The organism is Streptomyces sp. ADMS (assembly GCF_033441795.1).
Classification (GTDB): domain Bacteria; phylum Actinomycetota; class Actinomycetes; order Streptomycetales; family Streptomycetaceae; genus Streptomyces.
This window is the reverse complement of record NZ_JAVFVX010000060.1, coordinates 1-25655: the sequence shown is the minus strand read 5'-3', so window position 1 is coordinate 25655 and position 25655 is coordinate 1. Positions and strand designations below refer to the sequence as shown.

The 25655-nt window shown below is 70.7% G+C and carries 23 protein-coding genes and 1 tRNA gene; 9 read left to right on the top strand and 15 right to left on the bottom strand.

Annotation, left to right across the window (positions count from 1 at the left end):
* Nucleotide 1: 1 nt before the first annotated feature.
* Nucleotides 2-721, top strand: a complete 720-nt coding sequence (locus tag RB628_RS24620) for an ABC transporter permease subunit (RefSeq protein WP_318322697.1) — start codon at nt 2-4, stop codon at nt 719-721.
* Nucleotides 722-821: 100 nt separating this feature from the next.
* Nucleotides 822-1103: a hypothetical protein gene (locus tag RB628_RS24615; protein ID WP_318322696.1), complete on the top strand. Its 282-nt coding sequence runs from the start codon at nt 822-824 to the stop codon at nt 1101-1103.
* Between the two features lie 328 nt (nt 1104-1431).
* On the opposite strand, the gene RB628_RS24610 is transcribed toward RB628_RS24615, so the two are convergent.
* From RB628_RS24610 to RB628_RS24570, 9 genes are all read right to left on the bottom strand, one after another.
* Nucleotides 1432-2244, bottom strand: a complete 813-nt coding sequence (locus RB628_RS24610; RefSeq protein WP_318322695.1) for an HAD family hydrolase — start codon at nt 2242-2244, stop codon at nt 1432-1434.
* The gene (gene serS / locus RB628_RS24605) at nt 2241-3530 is read right to left on the bottom strand and encodes a serine--tRNA ligase (protein ID WP_318322694.1); all 1290 of its coding nucleotides are present in this window, start codon (nt 3528-3530) and stop codon (nt 2241-2243) included. Before serS ends, RB628_RS24610 begins: the two co-directional genes overlap by 4 nt.
* A 538-nt stretch (nt 3531-4068) precedes the next feature.
* A complete protein-coding gene (gene pheA / locus RB628_RS24600) occupies nt 4069-5001 on the bottom strand; it encodes a prephenate dehydratase (RefSeq protein ID WP_318322693.1) in 933 nt (310 codons plus the stop codon).
* 102 nt (nt 5002-5103) lie between these two features.
* On the bottom strand, nt 5104-6423 hold the full coding sequence (gene efeB / locus RB628_RS24595; protein ID WP_318322692.1) for an iron uptake transporter deferrochelatase/peroxidase subunit: 1320 nt from the start codon (nt 6421-6423) through the stop codon (nt 5104-5106).
* 7 nt (nt 6424-6430) lie between these two features.
* Entirely contained in the window at nt 6431-8401 is a 1971-nt protein-coding gene (locus RB628_RS24590; RefSeq protein WP_318322691.1) for a copper resistance CopC/CopD family protein, read from the bottom strand.
* A gap of 19 nt (nt 8402-8420) precedes the next feature.
* Entirely contained in the window at nt 8421-8888 is a 468-nt protein-coding gene (locus RB628_RS24585; RefSeq protein ID WP_412180717.1) for a copper chaperone PCu(A)C, read from the bottom strand.
* Nucleotides 8885-9538, bottom strand: coding sequence for an SCO family protein (locus RB628_RS24580; RefSeq protein ID WP_318322690.1), 654 nt, complete (start codon nt 9536-9538; stop codon nt 8885-8887). Before RB628_RS24580 ends, RB628_RS24585 begins: the two co-directional genes overlap by 4 nt.
* A 138-nt stretch (nt 9539-9676) precedes the next feature.
* Entirely contained in the window at nt 9677-10420 is a 744-nt protein-coding gene (locus tag RB628_RS24575) for a YcnI family protein (RefSeq protein ID WP_318322689.1), read from the bottom strand.
* Between the two features lie 168 nt (nt 10421-10588).
* Nucleotides 10589-11425: a hypothetical protein gene (locus tag RB628_RS24570; protein ID WP_318322688.1), complete on the bottom strand. Its 837-nt coding sequence runs from the start codon at nt 11423-11425 to the stop codon at nt 10589-10591.
* 250 nt (nt 11426-11675) lie between these two features.
* Here RB628_RS24570 and RB628_RS24565 point away from each other — a divergent pair, with 250 nt between their 5' ends.
* The 3 genes from RB628_RS24565 (at nt 11676) to RB628_RS24555 (ending at nt 14499) form a co-directional block, all read left to right on the top strand.
* Nucleotides 11676-12188, top strand: coding sequence for an ATP-binding protein (locus RB628_RS24565; protein ID WP_318322687.1), 513 nt, complete (start codon nt 11676-11678; stop codon nt 12186-12188).
* A gap of 526 nt (nt 12189-12714) precedes the next feature.
* Nucleotides 12715-13656: an intradiol ring-cleavage dioxygenase gene (locus tag RB628_RS24560; RefSeq protein ID WP_318322686.1), complete on the top strand. Its 942-nt coding sequence runs from the start codon at nt 12715-12717 to the stop codon at nt 13654-13656.
* A 9-nt stretch (nt 13657-13665) separates the two neighbouring features.
* Entirely contained in the window at nt 13666-14499 is an 834-nt protein-coding gene (locus RB628_RS24555; protein ID WP_318322685.1) for a triphosphoribosyl-dephospho-CoA synthase, read from the top strand.
* A 441-nt stretch (nt 14500-14940) separates the two neighbouring features.
* Here RB628_RS24555 and RB628_RS24550 read toward each other — a convergent pair whose 3' ends face one another.
* The 3 genes from RB628_RS24550 to RB628_RS24540 form a co-directional block, all read right to left on the bottom strand.
* Complete coding sequence (locus tag RB628_RS24550) at nt 14941-15075, bottom strand: hypothetical protein (RefSeq protein ID WP_318322684.1); 135 nt, start codon at nt 15073-15075, stop codon at nt 14941-14943.
* Nucleotides 15076-15393: 318 nt separating this feature from the next.
* Nucleotides 15394-16860 carry an aminopeptidase P family protein gene (locus tag RB628_RS24545; protein WP_318322683.1) on the bottom strand — a complete coding sequence of 489 codons (1467 nt, stop codon included), beginning with the start codon at nt 16858-16860 and terminating at the stop codon, nt 15394-15396.
* Nucleotides 16861-16948: 88 nt separating this feature from the next.
* Nucleotides 16949-18364: a PP2C family protein-serine/threonine phosphatase gene (locus RB628_RS24540; RefSeq protein WP_318322682.1), complete on the bottom strand. Its 1416-nt coding sequence runs from the start codon at nt 18362-18364 to the stop codon at nt 16949-16951.
* 607 nt (nt 18365-18971) lie between these two features.
* On the opposite strand from RB628_RS24540, the gene RB628_RS24535 reads away from it, so the two are divergent.
* Complete coding sequence (locus tag RB628_RS24535) at nt 18972-19646, top strand: bifunctional DNA primase/polymerase (protein ID WP_318322681.1); 675 nt, start codon at nt 18972-18974, stop codon at nt 19644-19646.
* Between the two features lie 56 nt (nt 19647-19702).
* Nucleotides 19703-20284 carry a hypothetical protein gene (locus RB628_RS24530; protein WP_318322680.1) on the top strand — a complete coding sequence of 194 codons (582 nt, stop codon included), beginning with the start codon at nt 19703-19705 and terminating at the stop codon, nt 20282-20284.
* Between the two features lie 209 nt (nt 20285-20493).
* Here RB628_RS24530 and RB628_RS24525 read toward each other — a convergent pair whose 3' ends face one another.
* The 3 genes from RB628_RS24525 to RB628_RS24515 all read right to left on the bottom strand — a co-directional run bounded on the left by RB628_RS24525 (nt 20494) and on the right by RB628_RS24515 (nt 23237).
* Entirely contained in the window at nt 20494-21459 is a 966-nt protein-coding gene (locus tag RB628_RS24525; RefSeq protein ID WP_318322679.1) for a DUF5926 family protein, read from the bottom strand.
* A gap of 134 nt (nt 21460-21593) precedes the next feature.
* Nucleotides 21594-22232: an ATP-binding protein gene (locus tag RB628_RS24520; RefSeq protein WP_318322678.1), complete on the bottom strand. Its 639-nt coding sequence runs from the start codon at nt 22230-22232 to the stop codon at nt 21594-21596.
* Between the two features lie 195 nt (nt 22233-22427).
* On the bottom strand, nt 22428-23237 hold the full coding sequence (locus RB628_RS24515; protein ID WP_318322677.1) for a glycerophosphodiester phosphodiesterase: 810 nt from the start codon (nt 23235-23237) through the stop codon (nt 22428-22430).
* A 288-nt stretch (nt 23238-23525) separates the two neighbouring features.
* On the opposite strand from RB628_RS24515, the gene RB628_RS24510 reads away from it, so the two are divergent.
* Both RB628_RS24510 and RB628_RS24505 read left to right on the top strand, forming a co-directional pair.
* Nucleotides 23526-24989 (top strand): S1C family serine protease, encoded by a 1464-nt coding sequence (locus tag RB628_RS24510; RefSeq protein WP_318322676.1) that lies wholly within the window; start codon nt 23526-23528, stop codon nt 24987-24989.
* A gap of 63 nt (nt 24990-25052) precedes the next feature.
* Nucleotides 25053-25140 (top strand) — tRNA-Ser (locus tag RB628_RS24505).
* Nucleotides 25141-25655 lie beyond the last annotated feature (515 nt).

Below are 25655 nucleotides of genomic sequence, written 5' to 3'. Positions count from 1 at the left end.
CATGTACGACCCCACAGTCGCCCGGCTCACCTACCGGGCACTGCTCGGCCGCCGCCGGGCCCTCATCCTGGGCGCGCTGCCCCTGCTCCTCATCGTCATCGCCGTCGCCGTACGGGCCCTTGTCGGCGCGGACGACCAGACGGCGGCGGACGTCCTGGGCGGACTCGCGCTCGCCACGATGGTGCCGATCATCGGCGTCATCGCTGGCACCGGCGCGATCGGCCCGGAGATCGACGACGGCTCTGTCGTCTACCTGCTCTCCAAGCCGCTCAAGCGCCCCACGATCATCTGCACCAAGCTGATCGTCGCGATCGGCGTCACCATGGCGTTCTCGGCGGTGCCGACGTTCATCGCCGGCCTCATCCTCAACGGCAACGGCCAGCAGGTCGCCGTCGCCTACACGGTCGCCGCGCTGGTCGCCTCCATCGCCTACGCCGCGCTCTTCCTGCTGCTCGGCACGGTGTCCCGGCACGCGGTGGTCTTCGGGCTCGTCTACGCCCTGGTCTGGGAGGCCCTGTTCGGCTCCCTGGTACCCGGGGCGCGCACACTGAGCGTCCAGCAGTGGGCCCTTGCCGTCGGCCACGAGGTCACGGGCGGCGACCTGGTCACCTCGGACGTCGGCCTCACCACGGCGACGGTCCTGCTGATCGCGGTCACCCTCCTCGCCACCTGGTACGCCGGACAGAAACTGCGCACGCTGACACCGACCGGCGAGGAGTAGGCCGTACCCGCCCGGCTGCGGGCCGGTCTCTTGACAGCAACTTCACGCGTGTCCCGGCACACTGGACAGACGGGGATACGCGGGGCGAGGAGGAACGGGGATGGCTCGGAAGGCAGCACGGGGCGGGAACCAGGGCCAGGAGCGGGGACAGGGGCCGGGCGACGGCGCGGCCGGGGCCGGGGCCGGGGACGACTGGAACGAGCCGGTTCTCGACGAGGACTTCATACGCTCCGCCGGCACCGCCGAACCGTCCGCCCGCGCCCGGATGCTCGCGGCGCGGTGGCGCGACGAGGCGCCGGAGCCGCAGCCCTGGCGGTCGGACGAACCCCCGGCGGGCTGGTTCTTCAGCAAGTCGCGTCGCCGCTGGTGGCGCCGCAAGTAGTGGGGCCCCGGAACCCGTTCACCAGTTTTATTCGGTGGCGCCCGACTCGGCGTACGGGCACAGTAGTTGTGTCCGGTACGCCGGATCTGCCCGAGTCGCGGATCCGGTGTCCGGGGTCGGGTTCTGGGAGCGGAGCCGGGCGACGCCGATGCACGGCGGTCCGCGCGGCTTCCTTCAGGGCAGCCCGCGGTGGGCTCCGGAGCAGTCACTACCTCCGTGGAGCCCGTCGGCAGGGGCGCTGCCCGGGGCGGCCACTTCGAGCGCGCGAGTCACCTCGCGCGGGCCGCCCTCCCAGGCCCCCCGCAGGCCCTCCAGGGCTCCGCAAGCCCTACGCGAGCATCCGCTCCAGCACCACCGCGATGCCGTCCTCGTCGTTCGACGACGTCACCTCGTCCGCCACCGCCCGCAGTTCGGCGTGTGCGTTGGCCATCGCCACCCCTCGTGCCGCCCAGGCGAACATGGGGACGTCGTTGGGCATGTCGCCGAAGGCGATCGTGTCCGCGGGCTTCAGGCCCAGTCGACGGGCCGCCAGGGACAGCCCCTTCGCCTTGGAGAGGCCCAGGGGAAGAAGTTCGACTATCCCCTCGCCGGCCATGGTGACCGTGACGAACCCGCCCGCGGTTCGCGCGGCGACCTTGGTGAGTTCGTCGGCGGACAGCGTCGGATGCTGGATGTAGATCTTGCTCAGCGGCTCGGCCCAGAGGTCCGACGGGGCCGTGAGCGGGACGAAGGGCAGCGAACCCACACCCGCGTAGCCCGGCCCGACCAGCACCTCACCGTCGAGGCCCGCCCGGCTCGCCGCCAGGAACAGCGGCCCGACCTCCGCCTCGATCTTCGCCAGCGCGAGCGAGGCCAGCTGCCGGTCCAGGGTGATCGACGTCAGCAGGCGATGCGCCCCGACGTCGTACACCTGTGAGCCCTGACCGCAGACCGCGAGTCCCTCGTAGCCGAGTTCGTCGAGGATGTGCCGCGTCCAGCGCACCCCACGGCCGGTGACGACGATGTGCGCGGCGCCCGCCGCGGTGGCCGCGGTGAGCGCCTCGCGGGTACGCGCCGAGACCGAGTCGTCGGAGCACAGAAGCGTTCCGTCGAGATCGGTCGCGACGAGCCGGTAGGGGAACGGCGCAGCGGCGCCGGTCACTTGGAGACCGGTGTCAGCAGCTCCCGGCCGCCCAGGTACGGGCGCAGCACCTCGGGCACGCGTACCGAGCCGTCGGCCAGCTGGTGGTTCTCCAGGATCGCCACGATCGTGCGCGGCACGGCGCACAGCGTGCCGTTCAGCGTCGCGAGCGGCTGGACCCTGTTCTTGCCGTCGCTGGTGTCGCGCATCCGCACGGACAGGCGCCGCGCCTGGAAGCCGTCGCAGTTGGAGGCCGAGGTCAGCTCGCGGTACTTGCCCTGGGTCGGGATCCACGCCTCGCAGTCGAACTTGCGCGAGGCGGACGCGCCCAGGTCGCCCGAGGCCACGTCGATGACCTGGAAGGGCAGTTCGAGGCCGGTCAGCCACTGCTTCTCCCAGTCGAGGAGACGCTGGTGCTCGTTCTCCGCGTCCGCCGGATCGACGTACGAGAACATCTCGACCTTGTCGAACTGGTGCACGCGGAAGATGCCCCGGGTGTCCTTGCCGTAGGTGCCGGCCTCGCGGCGGAAGCACGGCGAGAAGCCGGCGTAGCGCAGCGGCAGCTTGTCGGCGTCGAGGATCTCGTCCATGTGGTACGCGGCGAGGGGGACCTCGGAGGTGCCGACCAGGTAGTAGTCGTCCTTCTCCAAGTGGTACACGTTCTCCGCGGCCTGGCCGAGGAAGCCGGTGCCCTCCATGGCGCGCGGGCGGACCAGCGCCGGGGTCAGCATCGGCGTGAATCCGGCCTCCGTGGCCTGGGCGATCGCCGCGTTGACGAGGGCCAGCTCAAGGAGCGCGCCGACGCCGGTCAGATAGTAGAAGCGCGAGCCGGACACCTTGGCACCCCGCTCGACGTCGATCGCGCCCAGCGCCTCGCCCAGCTCCAGGTGGTCCTTGGGTTCGAAGCCCTCGGCGCCGAAGTCGCGGATGGTGCCGTGCGTCTCCAGGACGACGAAGTCCTCCTCGCCGCCGACCGGGACGTCCGGGTGGACCAGGTTGCTGAGCTGGAGGAGGAGCTTCCTGGTCTCCTCGTCCGCCTCGTGCTGCTCGGCGTCGGCCGCCTTGACACCGGCGGCGAGCTGCCCGGCCCTGGCCAGCAGCTCGGCCTTCTCGTCGCCCGAGGCCCTGGGGATCAGCTTGCCGAGCGTCTTCTGCTCGGAACGCAGCTCGTCGAAACGGACGCCGGACGACCTGCGCCGCTCGTCGGCGGACAGGAGAGCGTCGACGAGCGCGACGTCCTCTCCACGGGCGCGCTGCGAAGCGCGCACACGGTCGGGGTCCTCACGGAGCAGGCGAAGGTCAATCACCCTCCAAGGCTACCGGTGCGCGGTTGGCACTCACGACTCGATATTTCCATACGCACCCTGTGTTGTCATTTGCCCTAAATGTCGATCAACCTGAAGGACGTCAAAGAATGGCAGCCGACCTCCCTGGAAAGAGTCAGTCGGTAGCGTTTGGTTGACTCGAATCCCTTGCGGAGGGCGGGACTTGGGAGCGGGGTCGTCCACAGAAATCCACACCCGCGCAAAGTTATCCACAGGCTGTGCGAAAGATCTGTGGATTACGCAAGTGATCGTTTCGAAGGGTGTCCGCGAGATGGCCAATTCCCGAAGCAAACCACCGGCACGTCCACTTTCGGGTGGAAATGCGTAACCCCGGGGAGTTACGCCAGGGAAACGAGTGGACGAAGGGTGGCATGCAGGGCTGTGGACGAGCCGGCAACCTGTAGGGCGATTTGTCGACAGGTCGGGACTCCGTTGTCGACTTGTCCCCAGGTCGAGAAGACAGCCTGTGGATAACTTCTGTGGACAACGGAAATCGGCTGGTAGGACCGGCCGGCACCGCCTAGAAGCGGCCGTCCTGGCAGCGCGCCACCCAGTCCGCGGCTGTCACGAACTCCTCGTCGGACGTCCCCGGCAGCGGAGCGCGGACGTCTTCCACGCCGATGTCCGCACGCGGGTACGAACCCAGGTACCGCACCTTGAGGCAGATCCGCCTGAGTCCCATCAGGGCTTCGGCGACCTTTCGGTCGGAGATGTGGCCTTCGGCGTCAATGGCGAAGCAGTAGTTGCCGATGCCCTGCCCGGTCGGCCGGGACTGGAGCAGCATCAGGTTGACGCCCCGTACCGCGAACTCGCCCAGCAGGTCGCGCAGTCCACCGGGGTGGTCGTCGCGCTGCCAGATGACGACGGACGTCTTGTCCGCGCCGGTCGGCGCGGCGGGCCGGGCGGGCCTGCCGACCAGGACGAATCGTGTCTGCGCGTTCTCCGCGTCGTGGATGCCGGTCTCCAGCGCCGTGAGGCCGTACCGGGCGGCGGCGAACTCGCCCGCGAAGGCGGCGTCGTACCGGCCCTCCTGCACCAGCCGGGCACCGTCCGCGTTCGAGGCGGACGACTCCCAGACCACGTCCGGGAGGTTGACCTTCATCCAGTTGCGGATCTGCGACTGCGCGGCCGGATGGGCGGTGACGGTCTTGATCTCCGACAGCTTGGTGCCCGGCCTGACCAGCAGCGCGAAGGTGATCGACAGGAGCACCTCGCGGTAGATCATCAGCGGGGAGCCCGCGACCAGCTCGTCGAGCGTGGTGGTGATACCGCCCTCGACGGAGTTCTCGATCGGCACGAACGCGGCCTCGACCTCTCCGCTGCGCACCGCGTCGAGCGTGGCCGGCACGGACACCATCGGGATCAGCTCTCGGGTGGCCGCCTCGGGAAGCGTGCGCAGGGCAACCTCGGTGAAGGTGCCCTCGGGGCCGAGATACGCGTAGCTGGCTGGCATGCCCTCACCCTAATGGCCCTTGCCGAACCCGGCTCACGTCTCCCGGCCCCACCGCTCCAAGGGGTGACACCGACCCCGGAAACCGCCCCGCAAACCGTCGAGTCACCCCTCCAGCAGCCGTTGCCCCACGTACTCCCCCTCGCCTGCCCCGCCCGGCACCGCGAACAGCCCGCTCGACTCGTGCCGGATGAACCTGGACAGCGCGTCGCCCCGGTCGAGCTTGCGCTGGACGGTGACGAAACCGCGCAGTGGATCGGCCTGCCAGCAGACGAAGAGGAGCCCCGCGTCGGGCGTCCCGTCCGTGCCGATCCCGTCGTGGAAGGAGAACGGGCGCCGCAGCATGGCCGCGCCCCCGTTCTCGTCGGGCCGGGTGATCCGGGAGTGGGCGTTGATGGGGACCACCAGATCGCCGTTGGCGTCGGCCTTCTCCAGGTCCATCGCGGTCGTCTCGCTCCCGCCGCTGAGCGGCGCCCCGTTCGACTTCCGCCGCCCGATGACGTCCTCCTGCTGCTTGACCGACAGTTGCTCCCAGTCGTCGAGAAGCATCCGGATGCGGCGTACGACGGCGTAGGAGCCGTTGGCCATCCAGGACGGTTCGGCGGCGGCGGGCACGAAGATGCGCTTGTCGAAGTCCGGCTCGGACGGCTTCGGGTTGCGGGTGCCGTCGATCTGGCCCATCAGGTTGCGGGCGGTCATCGGCTGGGCGGTGGCGCCCGGCGACCGGTTGAAGCCGTTCATCTGCCAGCGGACACGGGCCGCGCTGCCCGCGTCCTTCTGGATCGCGCGCAGGGCGTGGAAGGCGACCAGGGCGTCGTCGGCGCCGATCTGCACCCACAGATCGCCGTTGCTGCGGGCCTTGTCGAGGTGGTCGGAGGAGAACTCGGGCAGCGGGTCGAGCGCGACGGGGCGCTGCTTCTCCAGCCCGGTGCGGGCGAAGAAGCCGTGTCCGAAGCCGAAGGTGACCGTCAGGGACGACGGGCCCGCGTCCCGGGCGACATCCGTGTCGTCGTGCGCGGCGGCCTCGCCCGCCATGAGCCGCCGGGCGGTGTCCGACCAGCGGCGCAGCAGCGCGGCTGCCTCTGTGCGGCCCGCGCCCGCCGCCAGGTCGAAGGCGACGAGATGGCCGCGGGCCTGGAGGCCGTCGGTGATGCCCGCCTGATGTTTCCCGTGAAACATTGCCATGTCCGCGCCCACCGTAGTGAGCGCCACGGACTGACCGGGGGAGCCGGAGGCGTCGGAGCCGGAGGAGCCGACGGCATAGCCGGTGGCTCCGCCCGCCGCCCCGAGCACGAGCCCGGTGGCGCCGGCGGTACCGAGCAGCCGCCGCCGCGAGAGGTACTGCGCGGCGTTCTCCGCGGCGGCCGGGTCGGCGTCTCCCACGGTGTTGGCCCCGCTGGTTTCCTTGGTGGACTGGTCAGACATGGTGCGGTCAGCCGATCTGCGCGTTCTTGTCGACGGTCACTTGGTCGATGTCGGAGGTCCGCACGGTGACGGCGATCTTCCAGTCGCCGGCCATGGGGATCTGGACCCCGTTCGCCGTCCAGTGCCCGGTCGCGAGGTGGTCCGGGGTCACGGGCAACGGCCCGATGTTCTTGGCGGTGAGGGTGAAGGCGACCTTCACTTCGGGCACGTCGAACGCCCTGCCGTTGGGCCGCTGTACGTACACGTGCATGACGTTGCCGCCGACGCGGGCGGGGTTGATGTCGATGCGGACGAGGCCCTTGCCGTCCTGGCCGCCGGTGTCGAACGGCATGTCCAGGGTCAGCGCGCCGGTCCCCTCCGAGGAGTCCGAAGAAGAGGACGAGGACGACGACGATGCCGAGGCGGCGGCCTTGGCCTCCTCCTCCGTACGGCCCGGCTCGGTGGACGTGAGCACCGTGGTGACGGCGAGCAGGACGACGGCGACGCCCGCCTCGGCGAGCACCGAGCGGCGCAGCCCCGAGCGCAGGGGGTCGGCGTTGCGCAGCCGCTTCAGCCGCGCGGTGACGAAGGCGGCCCGCTGCCGGGCGAGCTGCGCGGCGCGCCGGGGGTCCCCGCCCCCGGCGGCTGCGGCGGCGACGGGTTCCTTCTCGGGGTCAGCGGCCTGGTCCTCCGTACCCTCGGCTGTCTCGGCTGCGGCGGTTTCCGGCAGTCGGGTGGTCCAGCGGCGCGAGATGGAGGCGATGCCGACGAGGACGATCACCAGGCCGATCTTGACGAGCAGCAGTTGTCCGTACGAGGTGTCGGTGAGCGCCGACCAGGAGCCGACCTGGCGCCAGGACTGGTAGATGCCGGTCGCGACCAGTGCCAGCACGCTGCCGAACGCGAGGTGGGAGAAGCGGCGTACGGCCGAACCTTCGACAGGGGCGTCCGCGGGCGCCCGGAACAGCGCGACCAGGAGCGCGCAGAGTCCGCCGAGCCAGAGAGCGACGGCCATCAGGTGGACCACGTCGACGGGCATGGCGATGTTGGCCTGGAGGCCGGTCGAGGCGTGTTCGGCCAGCGCCCAGCTGGCGGCAAGGCCGATCGCCACGACACCGCCGCCGATGGCGAGCCCGAAGGTGAGGTCGCGCTTCGCCGTGGCGTCGTAGTCCTTGCCGTCCTGGTCGTTCTCGTCGTCCTCCGTTTCGGGCTGGGCGTACGCCCCGAAGAGGACCGCGATGAACAGCGCGGCGGCCGCGAGCAGCAGCAGCCGGGAGACGAGGGCGGCGCCCGTCTTGGTCTGGAGGACGTCTCCGAGGAGGCCCAGGTCGAAGATGTCGCCGGCCTTGCCGGAGCCGGTGTACGAGCCGCGCATCAGCAGCAGCGCGAGCGTGGCCGCGGTCATCGTGAGCCACCCTGCGGCGACGAGCCGCTGGAGCGCCCGTACGCCGGCCCCGCGCTGCCAGCAGGCGAGGACGAAGGCGGCGCCGCCGACCATGACGATGAAGCCCGCGTACGAGACGTACCGGCCGAAGCCGTAGAGGGCGCCGACGACTCCGCCGCCCGCCGACTCGGCGGAGACCGAGACGCTGGTGACGGAGGGAGCCCCGATGGAGAAGGTGAAGGCGCCGGCGACGGGGTGGCTGTCCGCCGAGACGACCTGGTAGGCCACGGTGAACGTGCCGTCGGGCAGACCGGAGTGGAGCGGGACGCCGTACGTCGTGCCGCTGAGCTCGGTCGCCTTGCCGGTGTCGACGCGCTTGCCCTGGGGGTCGAGTACGCGGAACGAGCCGTCGGACAGCGCGACCTTCTCGGAGAAGGTCAGTGTCACCTGGGTCGGGGCCTTGTCGACCACCACACCCTGCTGCGGAGCACTGCCGGTGAGCGCGGCGTGTGCGGAGACCGGCGCGGCGCCGGCCAGCCCGGCGAGCAGCGCGCCGGCGACCGCGAGGAACAGCAGCACCAGGGGCCGTACGCGGGGGGCGATGGTCTGTGTCACGGTGATCCCTCCCTCGGTCTCAGTGTCCGGTCTTCGGGTTGTACGTCGCCGACTTCACCGGCATCTCGACGGTGATCGGCGAGGTTTTGGCAAAGTGCAACTGGACGGAGACCTTCTCGCCCTCTTTCGGCTTGCGCTTGAGCTGCTCGAACATCAGATGGTCGCCGCCGCTTCGCAGGACGAGTTCGCCGTGGGCCGGGATGTCGAGGCGCCCGGCCTCCTCCATGGTCTGCCCGACGGTCTTGTGGACGGTGATCTCGCCCGCGACATCGCTGGTGACGCGGGTGAGTGCGTCGCCGGCGGCGCCCTTGTTGGTGATGACGAGGAATCCGGCCGCCATGGAGTCCGAGACCGGCTGGGGCATGTAGGCCGAGCCGACGGACAGGCCGGCGCCGTCCGAGGGGTTCCCGGATTCCGAACTCCCGCACCCGGTGAGGGCGAGCGCCCCCGCGAGCACCGTGGCCGTTGCCATGGCGAGGTGCCTCACGGGTTCTCTCCCTTGATGATTTTCGGGAGGTCCTTGGTGTAGTCCTCGACGGTGGCGTCCTCGCCGTACAGGACATAGCCGCCGTCGGTCTTCGGGGAGAACGCGATGACCTGCGTGCCGTGCATCGAGATCGTCTTGCCGTTCTTGTCCTCCGAGGTCGGCTCGATGGAGATGCCGAGGGTGCGGGCGCCCGCCTGGATGGTGGCGAAGTCCCCGGTCAGGCCGATCACCTGGGGGTCGATGCCCTTGAGCCACTTGCCGAGCGCGGCCGGGGTGTCGCGCCTCGGGTCGGTGGTGACGAAGACGATGCGGAGCTTGTCCTGGTCGGCCTTGGACAGCTGCTTCTTGGCGACGGCGATGTTGCTCATCGTCAGCGGGCAGACGTCGGGACAGTTGGTGTAGCCGAAGTAGACGAGGGTGGGCCGGCCCTTGGTCTCCGTGCGGAAGTCGTAGTTCTTGCCCTGGGTGTCGGTGAGGACCAGGTCGGGCTTCTCGAAGGGCTGGTCGAGGATCGTGGCGGCCTTGTCCGAGCCGGACTCGACGGAGACATCGGCGACGGACTGGCCGGAATCGTCGCCGCTGCCGCAGGCGGAGAGGGTCAGGGTGGCCGCGACGAGCAGGGCGGACGCGGCGAACAGATTCTTGCGCATAAGAGGGGTTCCCGAAGGTGTTGTTCGTGGGAGGTCCGGTGCGTACCCAGGGCGCGTACGGACACCGGGAGGTGCGGGACACCGGGGGCGTGCGGGACAACCGCACGCCCCCGGCGCGCGCCGGAAGGTGAGCGGGTGTCAGACGGTGGTGCGGCGACGGCCGGCCAGGACGCCGAACGCCACGCCCGCGACACCGACGACGATGCCCACGACGCCCAGCACGCGCGCGGTGGTGTCGCTGCTGTCGGCGGGCTCGGCGGCGGTGGCCGTGGTCTTCGCGGCGGGCTCCGCGGAGGCCGCCGCCGTCTCCTCCGTGGCCGAGGAGCCGCTGTGGTGGTCCTCGGTGGCGGCGGACAGCGCCAGCACCGGGGCGGGGTGGTCGGGCTCCTCGGCGCCGTCCTCCGGGACCTCGATCCAGCGGACGACCTCCTTGTTGGAGTACGTCTGGAGTGCCTTGAAGACGAGCTTGTCGGTGTCCTCGGGCAGCTGGCCGATGGAGAGCGGGAACTTCTGGAAGAAGCCGGCCGGGATGCCCTTGCCGTCGTCGGCGGTCCAGGTGACCTTGGAGACGGCCTCGGAGATCTTCTCGCCGTGCAGCTCCACGGGCTTGGCCAGCGTGGCCTTGGTGACCTTGACGGTCCAGCCTTCGACGGGCTGCGGCATCGCCGAGGCGAGGGGGTGGTCGGTCGGGAAACTGACCTCGAGCCTGGTGGTCGAGGCGTTGTCGCGCTCGTTCGGCACCTTGAAGTCGACGGTCGCGTAGCCGCCCTTGGCGGCGGTGCCCTCCGCCGCCACGCTGACGTGCGCGAAGGCGGGGCCGGACAGGACGAGGACGGTGGCGCAGGCGAGGGCACCGGCGGCGGCGATACGGGAAACCTTCATGACGGAAGGCGCTCCACTTCGAGTGAGGTCCGACGGGTCGGAGAGGAAGAGGGACGCGCGTGCGAAACGGTGCACGCGCGCGTGCCGCACGACGGCGAGCCATCCTCAGACCCTCGGACCCGTGGATCCGAAGACCCTGGGGACCCGACGGGGAGCGGTCGCGTCGTGTCAGGCGGCGAGCACGAGACCGGCGGCCGGCGGGCCGCGCCGGATCACGGTGTGCTGGAGCGCGGTGGAGGGCGGCCCGATCGGTACGGGGGTCCACGCGTGCGGTGCGTGCGGCGCGGTACCGGGCGTACCCGGAAGGCCCGTACGGAGGGCGCGCGCCAGCGCGAGCGCCCCGCGCAGGGACCGTACGAGCGCCCCCTCGGCCACCCCGTCCGCCGACAGCCGCATGAGCCGCAGCAGGGCCAGGTCCCCGTGGTGCAGCAGCCAGCCGGTGGCGACGGCGGCGAGGACATGGCCGAGCAGCATGGGCAGGGACGGCAGTACGGAGGTGACCGGCCCGGCGGAGGCGAGGGCGTCCGCCGTGTGGTTCATCGACCCCATGTCCGTGCCAGTACCCGTACCCGTGCTCGTCTCCGTACTGATCCGCGCGTCGGCAAGGATCCGCTGGGCCTGGGCCGGGCTGATCGTCGCGAGCGGCACACCGCACAGCAGCCGGGCGGCCCGTGCGACGAGGGCGGTGTCCGTCGTGGCGGCCGTGGCAGCCGCCGTCGATGACGCGGTGTGCTGTCCCAGCCCGAACAGGGTGTGCAGGACGGTCTGGCCGACGGCCAGCAGGGCGGCGATGGCCGGCAGCGAGCGGGTCCGTCCGGCGAGCGGTGCCGCGACGGCGAGGACCCCGAGGAAACCGGCGCCCAGCGTCCACAGCGGAACCGAGGCGCAGGAGGCGAGGGCGTGACCGGCCCCGGCCAGCACGACACAGACCGCGGCGAACACCGCGGCCCTCAGCGTCCGGAGAGCGCTTCCGGAGGGCGCTGTGCGCCGGCGGCGGGCAGTCATGGCGGGCTCATCATCGCACTGGCCCCAGGACGCCCATACGGCAGGTCCACAAGGTGAGTACGGCCGGGTAACAGTACTTACGGCGGGGTAAGAACGGAAGATCGCTTCTGCTGTCCGATGTCCTGCATACACCGATTGCATCCACCGGTACATCCCCCGTATGGGCGGCATCACGTCAACCGCGTGCTTACACACCGCCGCTCGTGGCAATACGTACAGGTATGTCGAGCCGCGGCCTGGAGGCTGGAGCATGAGCATCTGGTGGTCACTCCATCTGCGGCGCGAGGCTGCGAGCGTTCCGCTCGCCAGACGCCTGCTGCTGGGCACCATGGAGACGGCGGGCGTCGACCCGGACATCTCCTACGACCTCTCCGTCGCGCTCAGCGAGGCCTGCGCGAACGCCGTCGAGCACGGCGGGAACACCGCGCACGGCGACTCCCGGGGGGCCTATCACGTCACCGCGTACCTCGACGGCGAGAAGTGCCGCATCGAGGTCGCCGACTTCGGCCCCGGCTTCCCGGCAGCCCCAGGGGCCCAGGAGGTTCAGGGAGATCGAGGGGGTCAGGCGGTCCCGGAGGCCTCGCGCCGTCCGGTACCCGCGGCCGCCGTACCGCACGACGCGGAGCACGGCCGCGGTCTGTCCCTGATCGAGGAACTCGCCGATCACGTCAGTATCGGCAACAAGCCGGGTCTGGGTGGTGCGGTGGTCAGCTTCGACAAGATCCTCAAGTGGAGAGAGGACTCCCTGCTGCAGGTGTCCTGACCAGGACGCAGATGTGAGGCGTGGGGAGCTGACCTGCCCGAACAGGCTGCGGTTGAGCGGGCGTTCGGCTACTTGAGCCGCGCTCTCGGGGCCTGTCTCAGGCGGCCGGAGCGAACGCAGGGCACAGGCAGGGCACAGATAGGGCACACGCCTGGGGTTTCTGCCTCGGCCGGGGCACCCTCGGGGGCCGCCGGCGCGGCGGCCAGGCTCGTCGGGCCCGAGTGGGTCCTCACCTCCCTCGGCATCCGGACGCGGATCGGCCCGCAGCCCCGCGACGTGATCGGCTTCAGCCTCGCCGCTCCCGGCGACACCAGCGCCCAAGGCCGGCCGATCCGGACCGCGCACCCGAGGTTCCCCCGGAGCGGGTGCGATGGGAGCGTCGAAGTGCTCTGCAGTCCTCAAGTGGCGCAAGGACGCGCTTCCGATGGCGGTGTGACGCCCGGTCACTTCAGGTTTCTCACGCTTCACAGGCGGCTCTCAGCCCGCACCCATGTTCCTGACGGACGGCATCCCTAACTTCCTGGTCATGACGGGAAACCACAAGGACACATCGATCAGCCGGCGCCGCGCTCTCGTGGTGACCGGGGGCACGGTCGCCGCCGGCGGGCTCGCGGTCGCGGGCTACCAGTCGGCCTTCGCGGACGAGGCGACGACCACGGCCACGACCGACGCCACCGCATCCGCATCCGCCACCGCGAGCGAGAGCAGCGGCACCTGTGTGCTCATGTCGAGCGTGACGGAGGGGCCGTACTACCTCGACAACGCGCTGGTGAGAAAGGACATCACCGAGGGCAAGTCCGGTGTCCCGCTGACCCTGCGCATCACCGTCCAGGACACCACCGAGTCCTGCGCCCCGGTCGCCGGCGCGGCCGTGGAGATCTGGCACTGCGACGCATGGGGCTACTACTCCGGCTACACCACCGCCAACCCCGGCGGCTCGGCCCCCGCCGAGAGCGAGGACGGCTCCACCGCCAACGACAACACCTATCTGCGCGGTTACCAGATCGCCAACGCCAACGGGGTCGTCAAGTTCGAGACGATCTTCCCCGGCTGGTACACCCCGCGCACCTGCCACATCCACCTCAAGGTGCACACCGGCGGCCAGAAGGAGGACGGCACCTACGAGGGCGGCAAGGTCAACTACACCGGCCAGCTGTTCTTCCCCGACGACGCGGCCCAGGAGATCTTCACCCTGGAGCCCTACTCCCAGCACTCCGGCAGTTACACCACCCTCGACAACGACATGGTGTACGACGGTGGCGGCGCCTCCAGCGGTCTGCTCACCCTGAAGCCGGTCCACAAGAAGGACGTGTCCAAGGGCTACCGGGGCTTCATCACCCTGGGCATCGACCCGGACGCCGAGAACACCGGCGCGGGCAGCGGGGGTGGCGGTACGCCCCCCAGCGGTGAACCGCCGGCGGACGCCCCGACCGACAGCGCCTCCGCGTCCTCGTCGGCCTCCTCGTAGGCTGCCGCCATGAGCAGCCGTGAGGACGAGGCGCTGGCGCTGGCCGCCGTGGAAGCGCTGACCGGGCAGCTGGCCCTGGCTCCCAAGCCGGGCCTGCCCGACCCGCGCGATCTCGACGCCCGTGCCACGCGCAAGGACCAACTTGCCCTGCGCTGGTCGGCCAAGGCGCTCGCGCCCGGCCTCACGGCGATGGCCGCCGCAGCCCGCCGCACCGGCGAACCGACGCCCGTGCTCCGTACGGAACTGGGAGCGATCGGCCGGTCCACCGAGCACTCGGTGGCGCTCGCGGGCGGCGGCCATCGTGGCGCCCTGTGGGCGCTCGGTCTGCTGGTCGCGGCGGCCGCCCTGGATCCCCGGGCCAAGGCGCGCGACGTAGCGGCGGTCGCCAAGCGCATCGCCTCCCACCCCGACAAGCGCGCCCCGCGCAGACCCTCCCGGGGTTCCTCGGTGTCGGCGAAGTACGGCGCGGCGGGCGCCCGGGGCGAGGCGAGGGCCGGATTCCCGCACGTACGGCGGGCGTTGGACGCCCTTGCCACAGCCCGCTCGAACGGTGCGACAGAGGCGGAAGCCCGCCTCGACGCCCTTCTGACCGTCATGTCGACGCTCCAGGACACCGAGTTGCTGTACACGGCGGGCCCGCACGGCCTGCGCCACGTCCAGGCGGGTGCTCGCGGAGTGCTGGAAGCGGGCGGCAGTTCCACGGAGGCGGGCGCCACGGCACTGGCCGCCTTCGACACAGACCTGCACGCGCGCGCGTGGAGCCCACGGGGCAGCGCCGGCCTCTTCGCGGGCGCCCTGTTCCTGGACTCCCTGCCGGTCGGCTCACTGACACGGGCGGCCTGAGCCCCGCGTCCACCGGGCCGGCGGCGGCCTTCCGTGCCGCCGGCCCCATCGCGTACGAGGCCAGCAGCGTGCCCCCGCCGACGAGCAGCGCGGTGAGGACGAGGGGACCCGCGGTACGGGCCACGGCGACGCCGGCGCGGAAGAAGTCCTGGTATTCGCCGACCCGGTCGGCCGGCGCCGGTTCGAACGACCGCTGCCCGACCCCCGCCGGCTGCCTCGTCTCGGCGCCGACCTGAAGCACCGCGCCGACCACCTGGAACCCGGCGGCCACCCAGGGGCTCACCCCGGCGGACAGGGCGAACACCGCGCACGCGGAGAGCATCACGCACCCGGACCGCCGTACCGCGCGCATGGCCGGCGCGAGCCCCGTCACCCGGGCGCCATCCGCACCTGGAACACCACCACGGCCTCGGTGTCGAGAACGAACAGTGCGGAGACGACTCAGGCCGGAGCACCGGTCCGCTCGGTGATCCACTTGGTGATCCACAGCGGGATGCCGAGGCTGAGCAACGGCATGCGCAGCGACAGCACGGTGTTGAGCAGGGGCACGACGACGTACGGCCGGTCGCGCAGCACACCGAGCCCGTGCGGGACTTCGTCACGGAGACGGGCGCCACCGAGGCAGCCGCCGCCGCGGCGGCAGCCCCGCGCACACCAGGAGACTCACCGCGTCCAGCACGAACACGCCGGGATACGCGGCGCGCGTCCCTGCGTGCAGTGCGAGCCCGCCGGTGGCGTCACGCAGGGCATGCCGGGCCCCACGTGACGCCCTTCAGGGGCGACAACTTCCAGATGCGGGTCCACCCCGATGCCGGTAGGGGCGCGGGGTCGTGTCGAATGTGCGGCTACCGCCGTGTGGGCGTGCTCAGCCGCGAACAAAGCGTGGCCGAAAGATCAGCTCTTCAAAGAAGCCATCCACGCCTCGACCTCATCAGACCGGCGAGGCAGTCCGGCCGACAGATTCCGGTTCCCACTCCCCGTCACCAGAATGTCGTCCTCGATCCGCACCCCGATACCCCGGTACTCCACAGGCACGGTCAGATCGTCGGCCTGGAAGTACAAGCCGGGCTCGACCGTCAGCACCATCCCCGGCTCCAGCGTCCCGTCGACATACGACTCGACCCGAGCCGCCGCACAGTCGTGAACGTCCATGCCGAGCATGTGCCCGGTGCCGTGCAGCGTCCACCGCCGCTGCAACCCAAGCTCCAGCACCCGCTCCACGGGCCCCTCGACAAGCCCCCACTCCACGATCCGCTCCGCCAGCACCCGCTGCGCCGCATCGTGGAAGTCCCGGTACTTGCCCCCGGGCCGCACGGCCGCGATACCGGCCTCCTGGGCGTCGTACACCGCGTCGTAGATCTTCTTCTGGATCTCGGTGTACGTACCGTTGATCGGCAGCGTCCGCGTGACGTCGGCCGTGTAGTACGTGTGCGTCTCGACGCCCGCGTCCAGCAGCAGCAGTTCACCGGAGCGCACGGCCCCGTCGTTGCGCACCCAGTGCAGCGTGCAGGCGTGCGGACCGGCGGCGCAGATGGAGCCGTAGCCGACGTCGTTGCCCTCGACCCGCGCGCGGAGGAAGAAGGTGCCCTCGATGTACCGCTCGGAGGTCGCCTCGGCCTTGTCGAGGACCTTCACGACGTCCTCGAACCCACGCACCGTCGAGTCGACGGCCTTCTGCAGCTCACCGATCTCGAACTCGTCCTTGACCAGCCGCGCCTCGGACAGGAAGCCCCGCAGTTCCTCGTCGCGCTCGGCGGTGACCTTGTCGGTCAGCGCGGCCTCGATACCGGCGTCGAACCCGCGTACGACCCGCACCGGCCCGGTGGCCTCCGCCAGCATGCCGGCCAGCTCGCGCACGTCCGAGGCCGGAATGCCGTACAGCTGTTCGGCCTCGGTGAGCGAGTGCCGACGGCCGACCCACAGCTCACCCTGGCCGGAGAGCCAGAACTCGCCGTTCTCGCGGTCGGAGCGCGGGAGGAGATAGATCGTCGCCCGGTGACCGTCGGCCGTCGGCTCCAGGACGAGAACGCCGTCCTCGGTCTGGTTGCCGGTCAGGTACGCGTACTCGACCGAGGCCCGGAAGGGGTACTCCGTGTCGTTCGAGCGCGTCTTCAGATTGCCTGCCGGGATCACCAGACGCTCGCCGGGGAAGCGCGCGGAGAGCGCGGCGCGGCGGGCGGCGGTGTGCTCTGCCTGCACGATGGGCTCAAGGCCCGTCAGCTCCGTGTCGGCCCAGCCGGACTTCATGCTTTCGGCAAGCTCGTCGGACACGCCCGGGTACAGGCCGTTCTTCCGCTGCTTGATGGGCTCTTCGGGCTCGGTCTCAGTCTCCGGGGTCGCCGGATTGAGCTCGTCCGCCACGGTCATCCTCCTAGATACGGCACTGGACCCCGTCCATCGTACGGTCGTACAGGACAGGGCCCAGGGGGTATGAGAGGCGTCCGGCCGCTCACTCGAACCGCGCCGCCAGCAGGACGACGTCCTCCCGGCCGTCCGACGCGTCCGCCTCGTCCGGCAGCATGCACCGCAAAACATGGTCCGCGACCGCGCCCGGCTCGTCACGCAGCGCCTTGGGCACGCTCGCCGCCGCCGCGTGCAGCCGGGAGAAGGCCCGGTCCACGGGCTCACCGGTACGGTGCAGCAGCCCGTCGGTGTAGAGCAGAACCGTCTCTCCGGGCTCGGTCCGGAACTCCACACCGGGCGCCTCCCAGCAGGCCAGCATCCCGAGCGGGGCCGACACGGTGGTCTCCACGAACTCCGTGCGCCGCTCGCCGATCACCAGGGGCGGGCAGTGCCCGGCACCGGCCAGCGTGACCTTGCGCAGCGCGGGCTCGCAGTACGCGAACAGGGCGGTGGCGCAGCGGGCGGGCTCGGTGAGCCGCAGAAGCAGCTCCAGGTCGGAGAGGACGGCCACCGGGTCCTCGCCCTCCATCACGGCGTACGCGCGCAGGGAAGCCCGCAGACGGCCCATCGCGGCGATCGCGCTGGGCCCCGAGCCGGTCACCGCGCCCACGGCCAGGCCGAGAGCCGCGTCCGGGAGCGGCAGCGCGTCGTACCAGTCGCCGCCGCCGCGCGGGCCGGTGCGGTGCCGGGCGGCGAGCTGGACGCCGGCCACCCGGGGCAGCCGGGCGGGCAGCAGCTCCTCGGACATCGTCCGCACGCACGCGCGCGTGCGCTCCACCTCTACCAGCAGGGCCAGGTGCTCGGTCGCGTACCGCGCGTACAGGCCGGCGAGGTGGCGCTGCCGTTCGACCGGCTCCGCGGGCTCGTCGTACAGCCAGACCGCAGCGCCGAGGCGGCCCGCGGACTCGGTGGACAGGGGGAGCGAGTAGCTCGCCGCGTAGCCGAGGCGGGCGGCCACCTCGCGGTGACAGGGGTCGAGACCGTCCTCGGCGAAAAGGTCCGGGTGTGTGATTTCGCTCTCGCCGCCGGGCAGCCCCGCCGCCGTGTCGAGGAACGTCCCGTACGGCATCGCGCCGCGCGGGACGGTCTCGATGTGCCCGAGGTCGGCGCGGGCCAGCCCCAGGCCAAGGGTGGTGTCGGGGCCGAGTCCGTCATCGGGTTCCAGGACGACCAGACCGCGCCCGGCGCCCACGAGGGTGGCTCCGGCGCGCAGCAGTTCCTGGAGTGCGTCGGCGAGTGTCGCCGTGCGTGCCAGTCGTTCGGTGAGTTCGTGGAGCGTTGTGAGGTCGGACACCCAGCCGGCGAGGCGGTCCTGAAGGAGGATGCCGGGGCCGTTCGGGCAGGTCAGCGCGGGTGTGTCCGCAGGGGTCTCCGGGACTACGGGCGCGGGCGCGACAGTGTGGGCGGGTGAGGGAACCGTTGAATCGATTCCAGCCACTTTCGGGAGGTGAGGGGCGTTCATGGCGTCCGACCTTCCGACCGGCGCCTATTGCTCAATAGCATCGCAAACCCCCATGTGATTCTGCGCCGCTAGCAGTGTCTCCACATGTACACGCACTCGTGAGGGGATGTCCAGCATTGTCCTGCCGGGATTCCTGGTGTCCGTGAGTTCACCTGGTCCCCTTGCGAAAAAGCAAAGTTGGCCTAAAACTGACTCGGGTAGCGGGTTATTGCGGTCGACTGGCCTGGTTCGACAGAGCGTCACAGCGGTCTTGATGGGTACGTACTCGGTAGGGCCAGGGGTGGTTGTGGAACCGCCCGGAACCTGGCGACGGACCCGGGCGTCTTAACCACCGACGGCCGTGCCCCATCCTCCCTTGGCGGAGGCGGAGAGAAGTACGCGGGACGCAAAACGCCAGACTCCGCCACCCCGCGCCATGCCCATGCTTTTGATGAACGCAGTATGGACGCGGACGTAGCCAACGCTCGGCGCTCGGCGCACAAGGGGGCTGCCCCCTGCCTCTCCCAGGGGCGTGATGCGCAAAAGGTACGCACAGCGAAGTGATCGACACATGGTGTGATGTGGCCCACGGTGTTGCCAGGCGTGCAACGGAAAGGAACGAGCGCTCATGCGCGAGATCCTCGGAAGGCTCGGAAGGCGACGCAGGCTCCTGTCCCGGCGTGACGGCGGGAAGCCTGAAGTACTCGGCGCGGCTCTGACGTTCGCGACCGGATGGCAGTGGCCCGTACTCCCGGGTGTGGCACCGGATCCACAGGGGCGCGCCCGCTGCGGCTGCCCCGATCCCGAGTGCACGGTCCCCGGTGCCCACCCGTTCGACCCCGGTCTGCTCGCGGCCACCACCGACGAGCGCATGGTGCGCTGGTGGTGGACCAACCGGCCGACAGCCCCCATCATCCTCGCCACCGGTGGCGAGGCACCGTGCGCGGTCAGCCTGCCGGCCCCGGCCGCGGCCCGCGCCCTCGACGCGCTGGACCGCAAGGGCATGCGTCTGGGCCCGGTCGTCGCGGCGCCCACCCGCTGGTCGCTGCTCGTGAAGCCGTACACGATGGAACAGTTGGGCGAACTGCTGTACGCGAAGGACTTCGTGCCCGGCTCGCTCCGCTTCCACAGCGAGGGCGGTTACATCGCCCTGCCCCCGTCCGAGACCGGGCAGGGCCAGATCCGCTGGGAGCGCGCACCGCTGCCCGGCTCGTCCTCACCCTGGGTGCCCGATGTCGAGGCCGTGGTGGACGCCGTGGTCGAGGCTCTCACTCGTACGGGTGTGAGCGCGCCCGAGTTGTAGGGGTGTCGGGCGCGCGGGCAACCGGGCGCCCGGCCCCTGTCGTTATCTTCACCTTCATGAACCTCCGTCTGCTCGCGCTCTCGGGCGTCGTGGCGCTCACGGTCGCGCTTCCGCTGGCCGTGGCGTCCGCGGGGCCCGTGGGCGACGCGGACCGCGATGCCCTCCTCTCCCTGACCCCCGATGCCGGCCCCGGGAGCGCCGCCGGGGCGGGTCGCCAGGAGGTCCCCGGGGACGGCAAGGCGGGAGAGGCCGCCGATCCCACCGGTTCCCCGCTGCTGGGTCTGGGGCTTGCCACGGCCGCCCGCTGCGGTCCCGAACTCACCTCCCCCGAGGGCATCGAGGCGCAGACCTGTGTCCTGTCCCAGGGGGAGGAGACGTGGGCGCGCACCTACTACCGCAACGCGACCGGCCGCGGACTCACGTCCGTACTGAGCCTCATGGGGCCCGACGCCCGCACCGTGCAACTGCGGTGCGGGGTGGGCGCGGAGGACGAGCCGGGGGTGTGCGAGACGCCCAGGGAACGCACTGCGGGCGAGCCGGGGGCGTACACGGCGGTCGCGGAGTTCGCGGGAGCAGGCGGCCAGGGGCCGCTGTTGCTGCGTTCGGGGAGCAACTCCGGGGTGTCTGACGGGAGTTGACGTACGGCATTGATCCGCACGGGATCCGGGCACAGAAAGACCCGGTTGCTGGCGACGGGGGATGCACCAGCAACCGGGCTACTGCAACGCTAACAAGAGATCGGCTGTTCGCAAATTCGATCTCGGCTATTCGGACACCGATTCCGCTGTTCTCACGGGGAGTTGTGACCGGAGTCACCCGGGCCGGAGTCAGTGGGTCCGCCTGTGCGTCAGCTGAGTGTCACCTGTCGGTTGGTCAGGCCGCCGCGGGCGCGGCGCTCTTCCGGGGTGAGCGGCGCGTCCGCGGCCAGAGCCGTGGCGAGACGCTCGGCGAACTCGGCGGCCGGCTTCTCGATGTCCTCCGCGGTGACGCCGGTCGGCAGGTCCCAGACGGGGACGGTGAGGCCGTGCGCGCGGAAGGAACCCACCAGGCGGGTGCCCTCGCCCAGGCTGGACTGCCCGGCCGCGTGCAGCCGGGCGAGGGCGTCGAGCAGCTGCTCCTCGCCGTGCGGCATCACCCAGCGCAGGTGGTTCTTGTCCGGGGTCTCGCACCAGTACGCGGCGTCGACGCCCGTCAGCTTCACGGTCGGGATGGCGGCGTCGTTCGCCCGCTCCAGGGAGGCGGTGACGTCCGCCGTCGCGTTCTGTGCGTCCGGAACCCAGAACTCGAAGCCCGTGTGCACAACTGGCTCGAACGCGTCTTCGAGGTCGAGCAGGTCCTGCAGTCGCGGACCCTCGGCCGGGGCACGGCGGCCCTGGACGGGTGTACCGGGCGCGGAGGTGAGCGCGCGCTGGAGGGTGTCGGCGAGGTCGCGGCTGATGTCGCCCGACGCCGTGTCGTTCTGCAGGCCGAGCAGAACCGAGCCGTCGTCGCGACGCAGGGCCGGCCAGGCCATCGGCAGGACCGTCGCGAGTGTGACCGAGGGAACGCCCTCGGGGAGGCCGTCCTTCAGGTGCAGCTCCGCAGTGGCGGCGGGGACCAGCTCGCGCAGGGCCACCCAGTCGCCCTCTCCGGGCAGGCCCTCGAAGGGCCGGTGCACCAGTTCGGTCACCGCGTGCGCGGCGGCCCGGCCGTGACAGGCCTTGTAGCGCCGGCCGCTGTTGCAGGGGCAGGGCTCGCGCGCGCCGACAACAGGGATCTCTCCGTCGGACAGCTGAGGCCGCGAGGCCTTCGTCTGGGGTCGCTTCTTGGCCATCGTGGGTGTCTCCCGGTTACGGCTCGTCTCGTACTGGCGCGAGCCTAGCCGCTCGTACGACGGCCGACGGGACCCTGTGGACAACGGTCGCCACCGGATCTGCCGGGTTCTGTCGGTGGATCCGCCAGGTTCCGTCAGTCCATGTCGTCGAACGCGTCCGCGAAGTCCAGCTCGGGTATCGCGGACATGGAGCGGGCCGTGATGCGGGTGGCGAAGTCGGTACGCCGGTGGCCCGCGTCCGGGTCGTGGACGTCGTCGTTGACGACGACCCACACGGTGACCTCGCCGCGCGTGTCGTCCCGGACACCCCAGTCGTTGGCCAGCGCCGTGATGATGTTCAGCCCGCGACCGCCGTGCGCCGTGACCGAGGGGGTCGCCGGAACCGGGCGGGTCGGGCCGCCGCCGTCCGTCACCTCCACGGTGAGTCTGCCGCCCGAGTCCACGCGCCACGCGGCCCGGACGTCGCCGTCCCCGGCCAGGGCCTCGCCCAGTGGCCGACCGTGTTTGCACGCGTTGCTCAAGAGTTCGGACAGGATCAGCACCGCGTCGTCGATGACCGATTCCGCCACACCGCCCGTGCGCAACTGATCGCGCATCCGATGTCTCGCTTTCCCCACGCCCGCAGGGCCATGGGGAACGGCCATGCTCGACGACGTGGGCACCTCCTGTGCCACCACCAACGCCACCCCCGAGACCTCCTTTGCCCCACGCCACGGTGTGAATGCCCCTTTGGCCTGTACCGGAAACCGTCCCCTCCGCCTTCGGTGACGCACTCGCAATGATCGAATACGGAACGAACGCGCCGGTGCACTCCCTGTAATCGAGTGGCCGGATTTCGACGGTATGGCCGAAGGTGGAGGTTTCCTCACGCGGACCGCCAGGTCAAGGGGCCGGGCGTGAACCGGGGTCGGAGTCGGGTAAGAGTTCGCTCGTGGCCGGGGCGTTCCGGAGCCGTGGGGCGCGGCTGGTCAGCGGCCCAGTTGGCGCAGGACGGCTCCCGGGCGGTTGGTGATGATGGCGTCGATGCCCAGGCCGACGCAGAGACTCACGTCCTCGGGCTCGTTCACGGTCCAGACGTGCACCTGGTGACCGGCGCGTTTCAGCCGCTCGACGTACGCCGGGTGGCTCCGGACGATCCGGATCGAGGGGCCCGCGATCCGGACCCCCACGGGCAGCCTTCCGTCGCGCAGCCGGGGTGAGAGGAACTGGTTCAGATAGACCGTCGGCAGCGTCGGCGAGGCGGCCCGGACGCGCTGCAGCGAGCGCGCCGAGAAACTCATGACCCGTACCTGTGACCCGGCCGGGGACTCCGGGGCATCCAGGCCGAACCGTTTGAGCAGGAACAGCAGCCGCTCCTCGACCTGGCCCGCCCACCGCGTGGGGTGCTTGGTCTCGATGGCCAGTTCCACCCGCCGCCCGGTGTCGGCGACGAGTTCGAGCAGCCGCTCCAGGGTGAGTACGGAGGTGTCCTCGCGGTCCTCCGGGCGGTGCTCCCAGTCGGGGGCCTCGTCGACGTTCTTCCAGGACCCGAAGTCCAGGGCGGCGAGGTCGGCGAGCTCCAGGGCGGAGACCGCGCCGCGGCCGTTGGACGTACGGTTGACGCGGCGGTCGTGGACGCAGACGAGATGGCCGTCCGCGGTCAGCCGCACATCGCACTCCAGGGCGTCGGCGCCGGCCTCGATCGCCTTCTTGTAGGCGGCCAGCGTGTGCTCGGGGGCCTCGTCCGACGCTCCACGGTGGGCGACGACCTGGATCGGGTGTTGTCGTGCGTGGGTCACCGCGTCATGGTGTCACCGTCGGAGGGTGGGTGTGACGTCGCGGGCACCCGGTGTGCGTAACAGATGCTCCCGTTTGTGTTATTTGTCAGATATAAAGGGTGGCTCCGGACCCACAGGCACCGCTTATGGTGCCCTGACGGCCCGTGGGAAAAGCTGACGGCATACAAAAGGACACGCACAGCTGAATCACGTACCGGACGTGTATCCGTGTAATCGGGTACCCGACATCTGATCGGACGTGACCGAGTGCGACCGACAAGGACAGCCGTGGATCGAGGAGAAAGAGCTGTGAGCACCGAGAACGAGGGCACTGCGGTACCCCCGGCCCCGTCCGCACCTCCCGTGCCGGTGGAATCTCCTGCTGCCTCCCCGCAGGCCACCGCGCCCGAGGCACCGACAACCCCGCTCCCGCCGGTGCCGCCGGGCGCACCGGAGCCGGCACAAGCCGGCCAGGCACCGGCGTACGCGTCGGGGGGAGCGCCCGACGCGGCCCAGAGCGCCGGCCCGGGCCCCGAAGCGGCCGCCTGGCCGCCGCCCCAGCCGCCGGCCGCACCGGCGTACATGGACGGCGAGGGCGGCGGCGACACCGGCGCGCCCTGGGGCGCCACGTACGACCAGCAGCCCAAGCCGAAGTCCGGGCGCGGCGGGCTGTTCGCCGCGGTTCTGGTGGCCGCACTGGTGGCGGGCGGACTGGGCGGCGGCCTCGGCTACACCCTGGCCAAGGACAACGACTCCACCACGTCGACGACGGTCTCCGCCGCGCAGCAGAGCGGCGGCGACCTGAAGCGCGACGCGGGCACGGTCGCGGGGGTGGCCGCCAAGGCGCTGCCGAGCACGGTCACCATCGAGGCCGAGGGCTCCAGCGGCGAGGGCGGCACCGGCACGGGCTTCGTCTTCGACACCCAGGGCCACATCGTCACCAACAACCACGTCGTCGCGGACGCGGTCGACGGCGGCAAGGTGACGGCCACCTTCCCGGACGGCAAGAAGTACGACGCCGAGATCGTCGGCCACGCGCAGGGCTACGACGTGGCGGTCATCAAACTCAAGAACGCCCCGTCGGACCTCCAGCCGCTCACCCTCGGCGACTCCGACAAGGTGGCCGTCGGCGACTCGACGATCGCGATCGGCGCCCCCTTCGGCCTCTCCAACACGGTGACCACGGGCATCATCAGCGCCAAGAACCGCCCGGTGGCCTCCAGCGACGGCAGCTCCTCCAGCAAGGCGTCGTACATGAGCGCCCTGCAGACGGACGCGTCCATCAACCCGGGCAACTCCGGCGGCCCACTGCTCGACGCGTCGGGCAACGTCATCGGCATCAACTCGGCGATCCAGTCGTCCAGCGGCGGCGGCCTGGGCACCGGCCAGGCCGGCTCGATCGGCCTGGGCTTCGCCATCCCGATCAACCAGGCCAAATACGTCGCCCAGCAGCTGATCAAGACCGGCCAGCCGGTCTACGCGAAGATCGGCGCCTCGGTCACCCTGACCGAGGGCGCGGGCGGCGCGCAGATCAGCCAGAAGTCCGACGACTCCCCGGAGCCTGTGGAGGCGGGCGGCCCGGCGGCCGCGGCGGGCCTGAAGCCCGGCGATGTCATCACCAAGCTCGACGACCACGTGATCGACAGCGGTCCGACCCTGATCGGTGAGATCTGGACCCACAAGCCCGGCGACAAGGTCCAGATCACCTACGAACGCGACGGCAAGTCGAAGACGGTCGAACTGACCCTGGGCTCCCGCGAGGGCGACAGCTGACCTCCACGCGCGCGTGGGGACCCGTTACTCTTGTCCCGCGCCGTGCTGATCACGGCCGGTACAGGTGGGTTGCCCGAGCGGCCTAAGGGAACGGTCTTGAAAACCGTCGTGGCGCGAGTCACCGTGGGTTCAAATCCCACACCCACCGCCAGGTCGAAGAGTGTGCAGGTCGGAAGGGGTGTCTCCCGCTGAGGGGCACCCCTTCTGCATGGGACTGTCTCACCTTGGCGCGGCTCTGTCGCGTTGTTGATCAGTGCGTGTGGACCAGACGTGGACCACAATTGCTCCCGCGCCAGACTCCTCATGAGGTCAGGTAGACGGGACGCGTGGTGTCGCGGGCCACAGCGATCTACACGAGAGAACTCAGGCTGGCGTGCCCTCCTCACTCGGCTGGCGTGTCCACTGCGGGTGTAGCTCCCTGGCCCGTTCGTATGCTCTCCGTACGCGCTCAGGATCTGAGCCGCGCTCAAATACTGCGATCAGTAGCTCTTCCCGAGCCTTGGCGGCGGTGTGCACCTTGTGAGCGCTCATAGCGGCGAACGAAGGAATGCTCATCTCCGCCCCGTACGGCGGAAGATCTCAAGTCCAGTGAGACGGTCGTGACGCTATGCGGTTTGTGGTGCGGGTTCCCGGCGCTTGGCCGGGTCGTTGATCCATGCGGTCTGG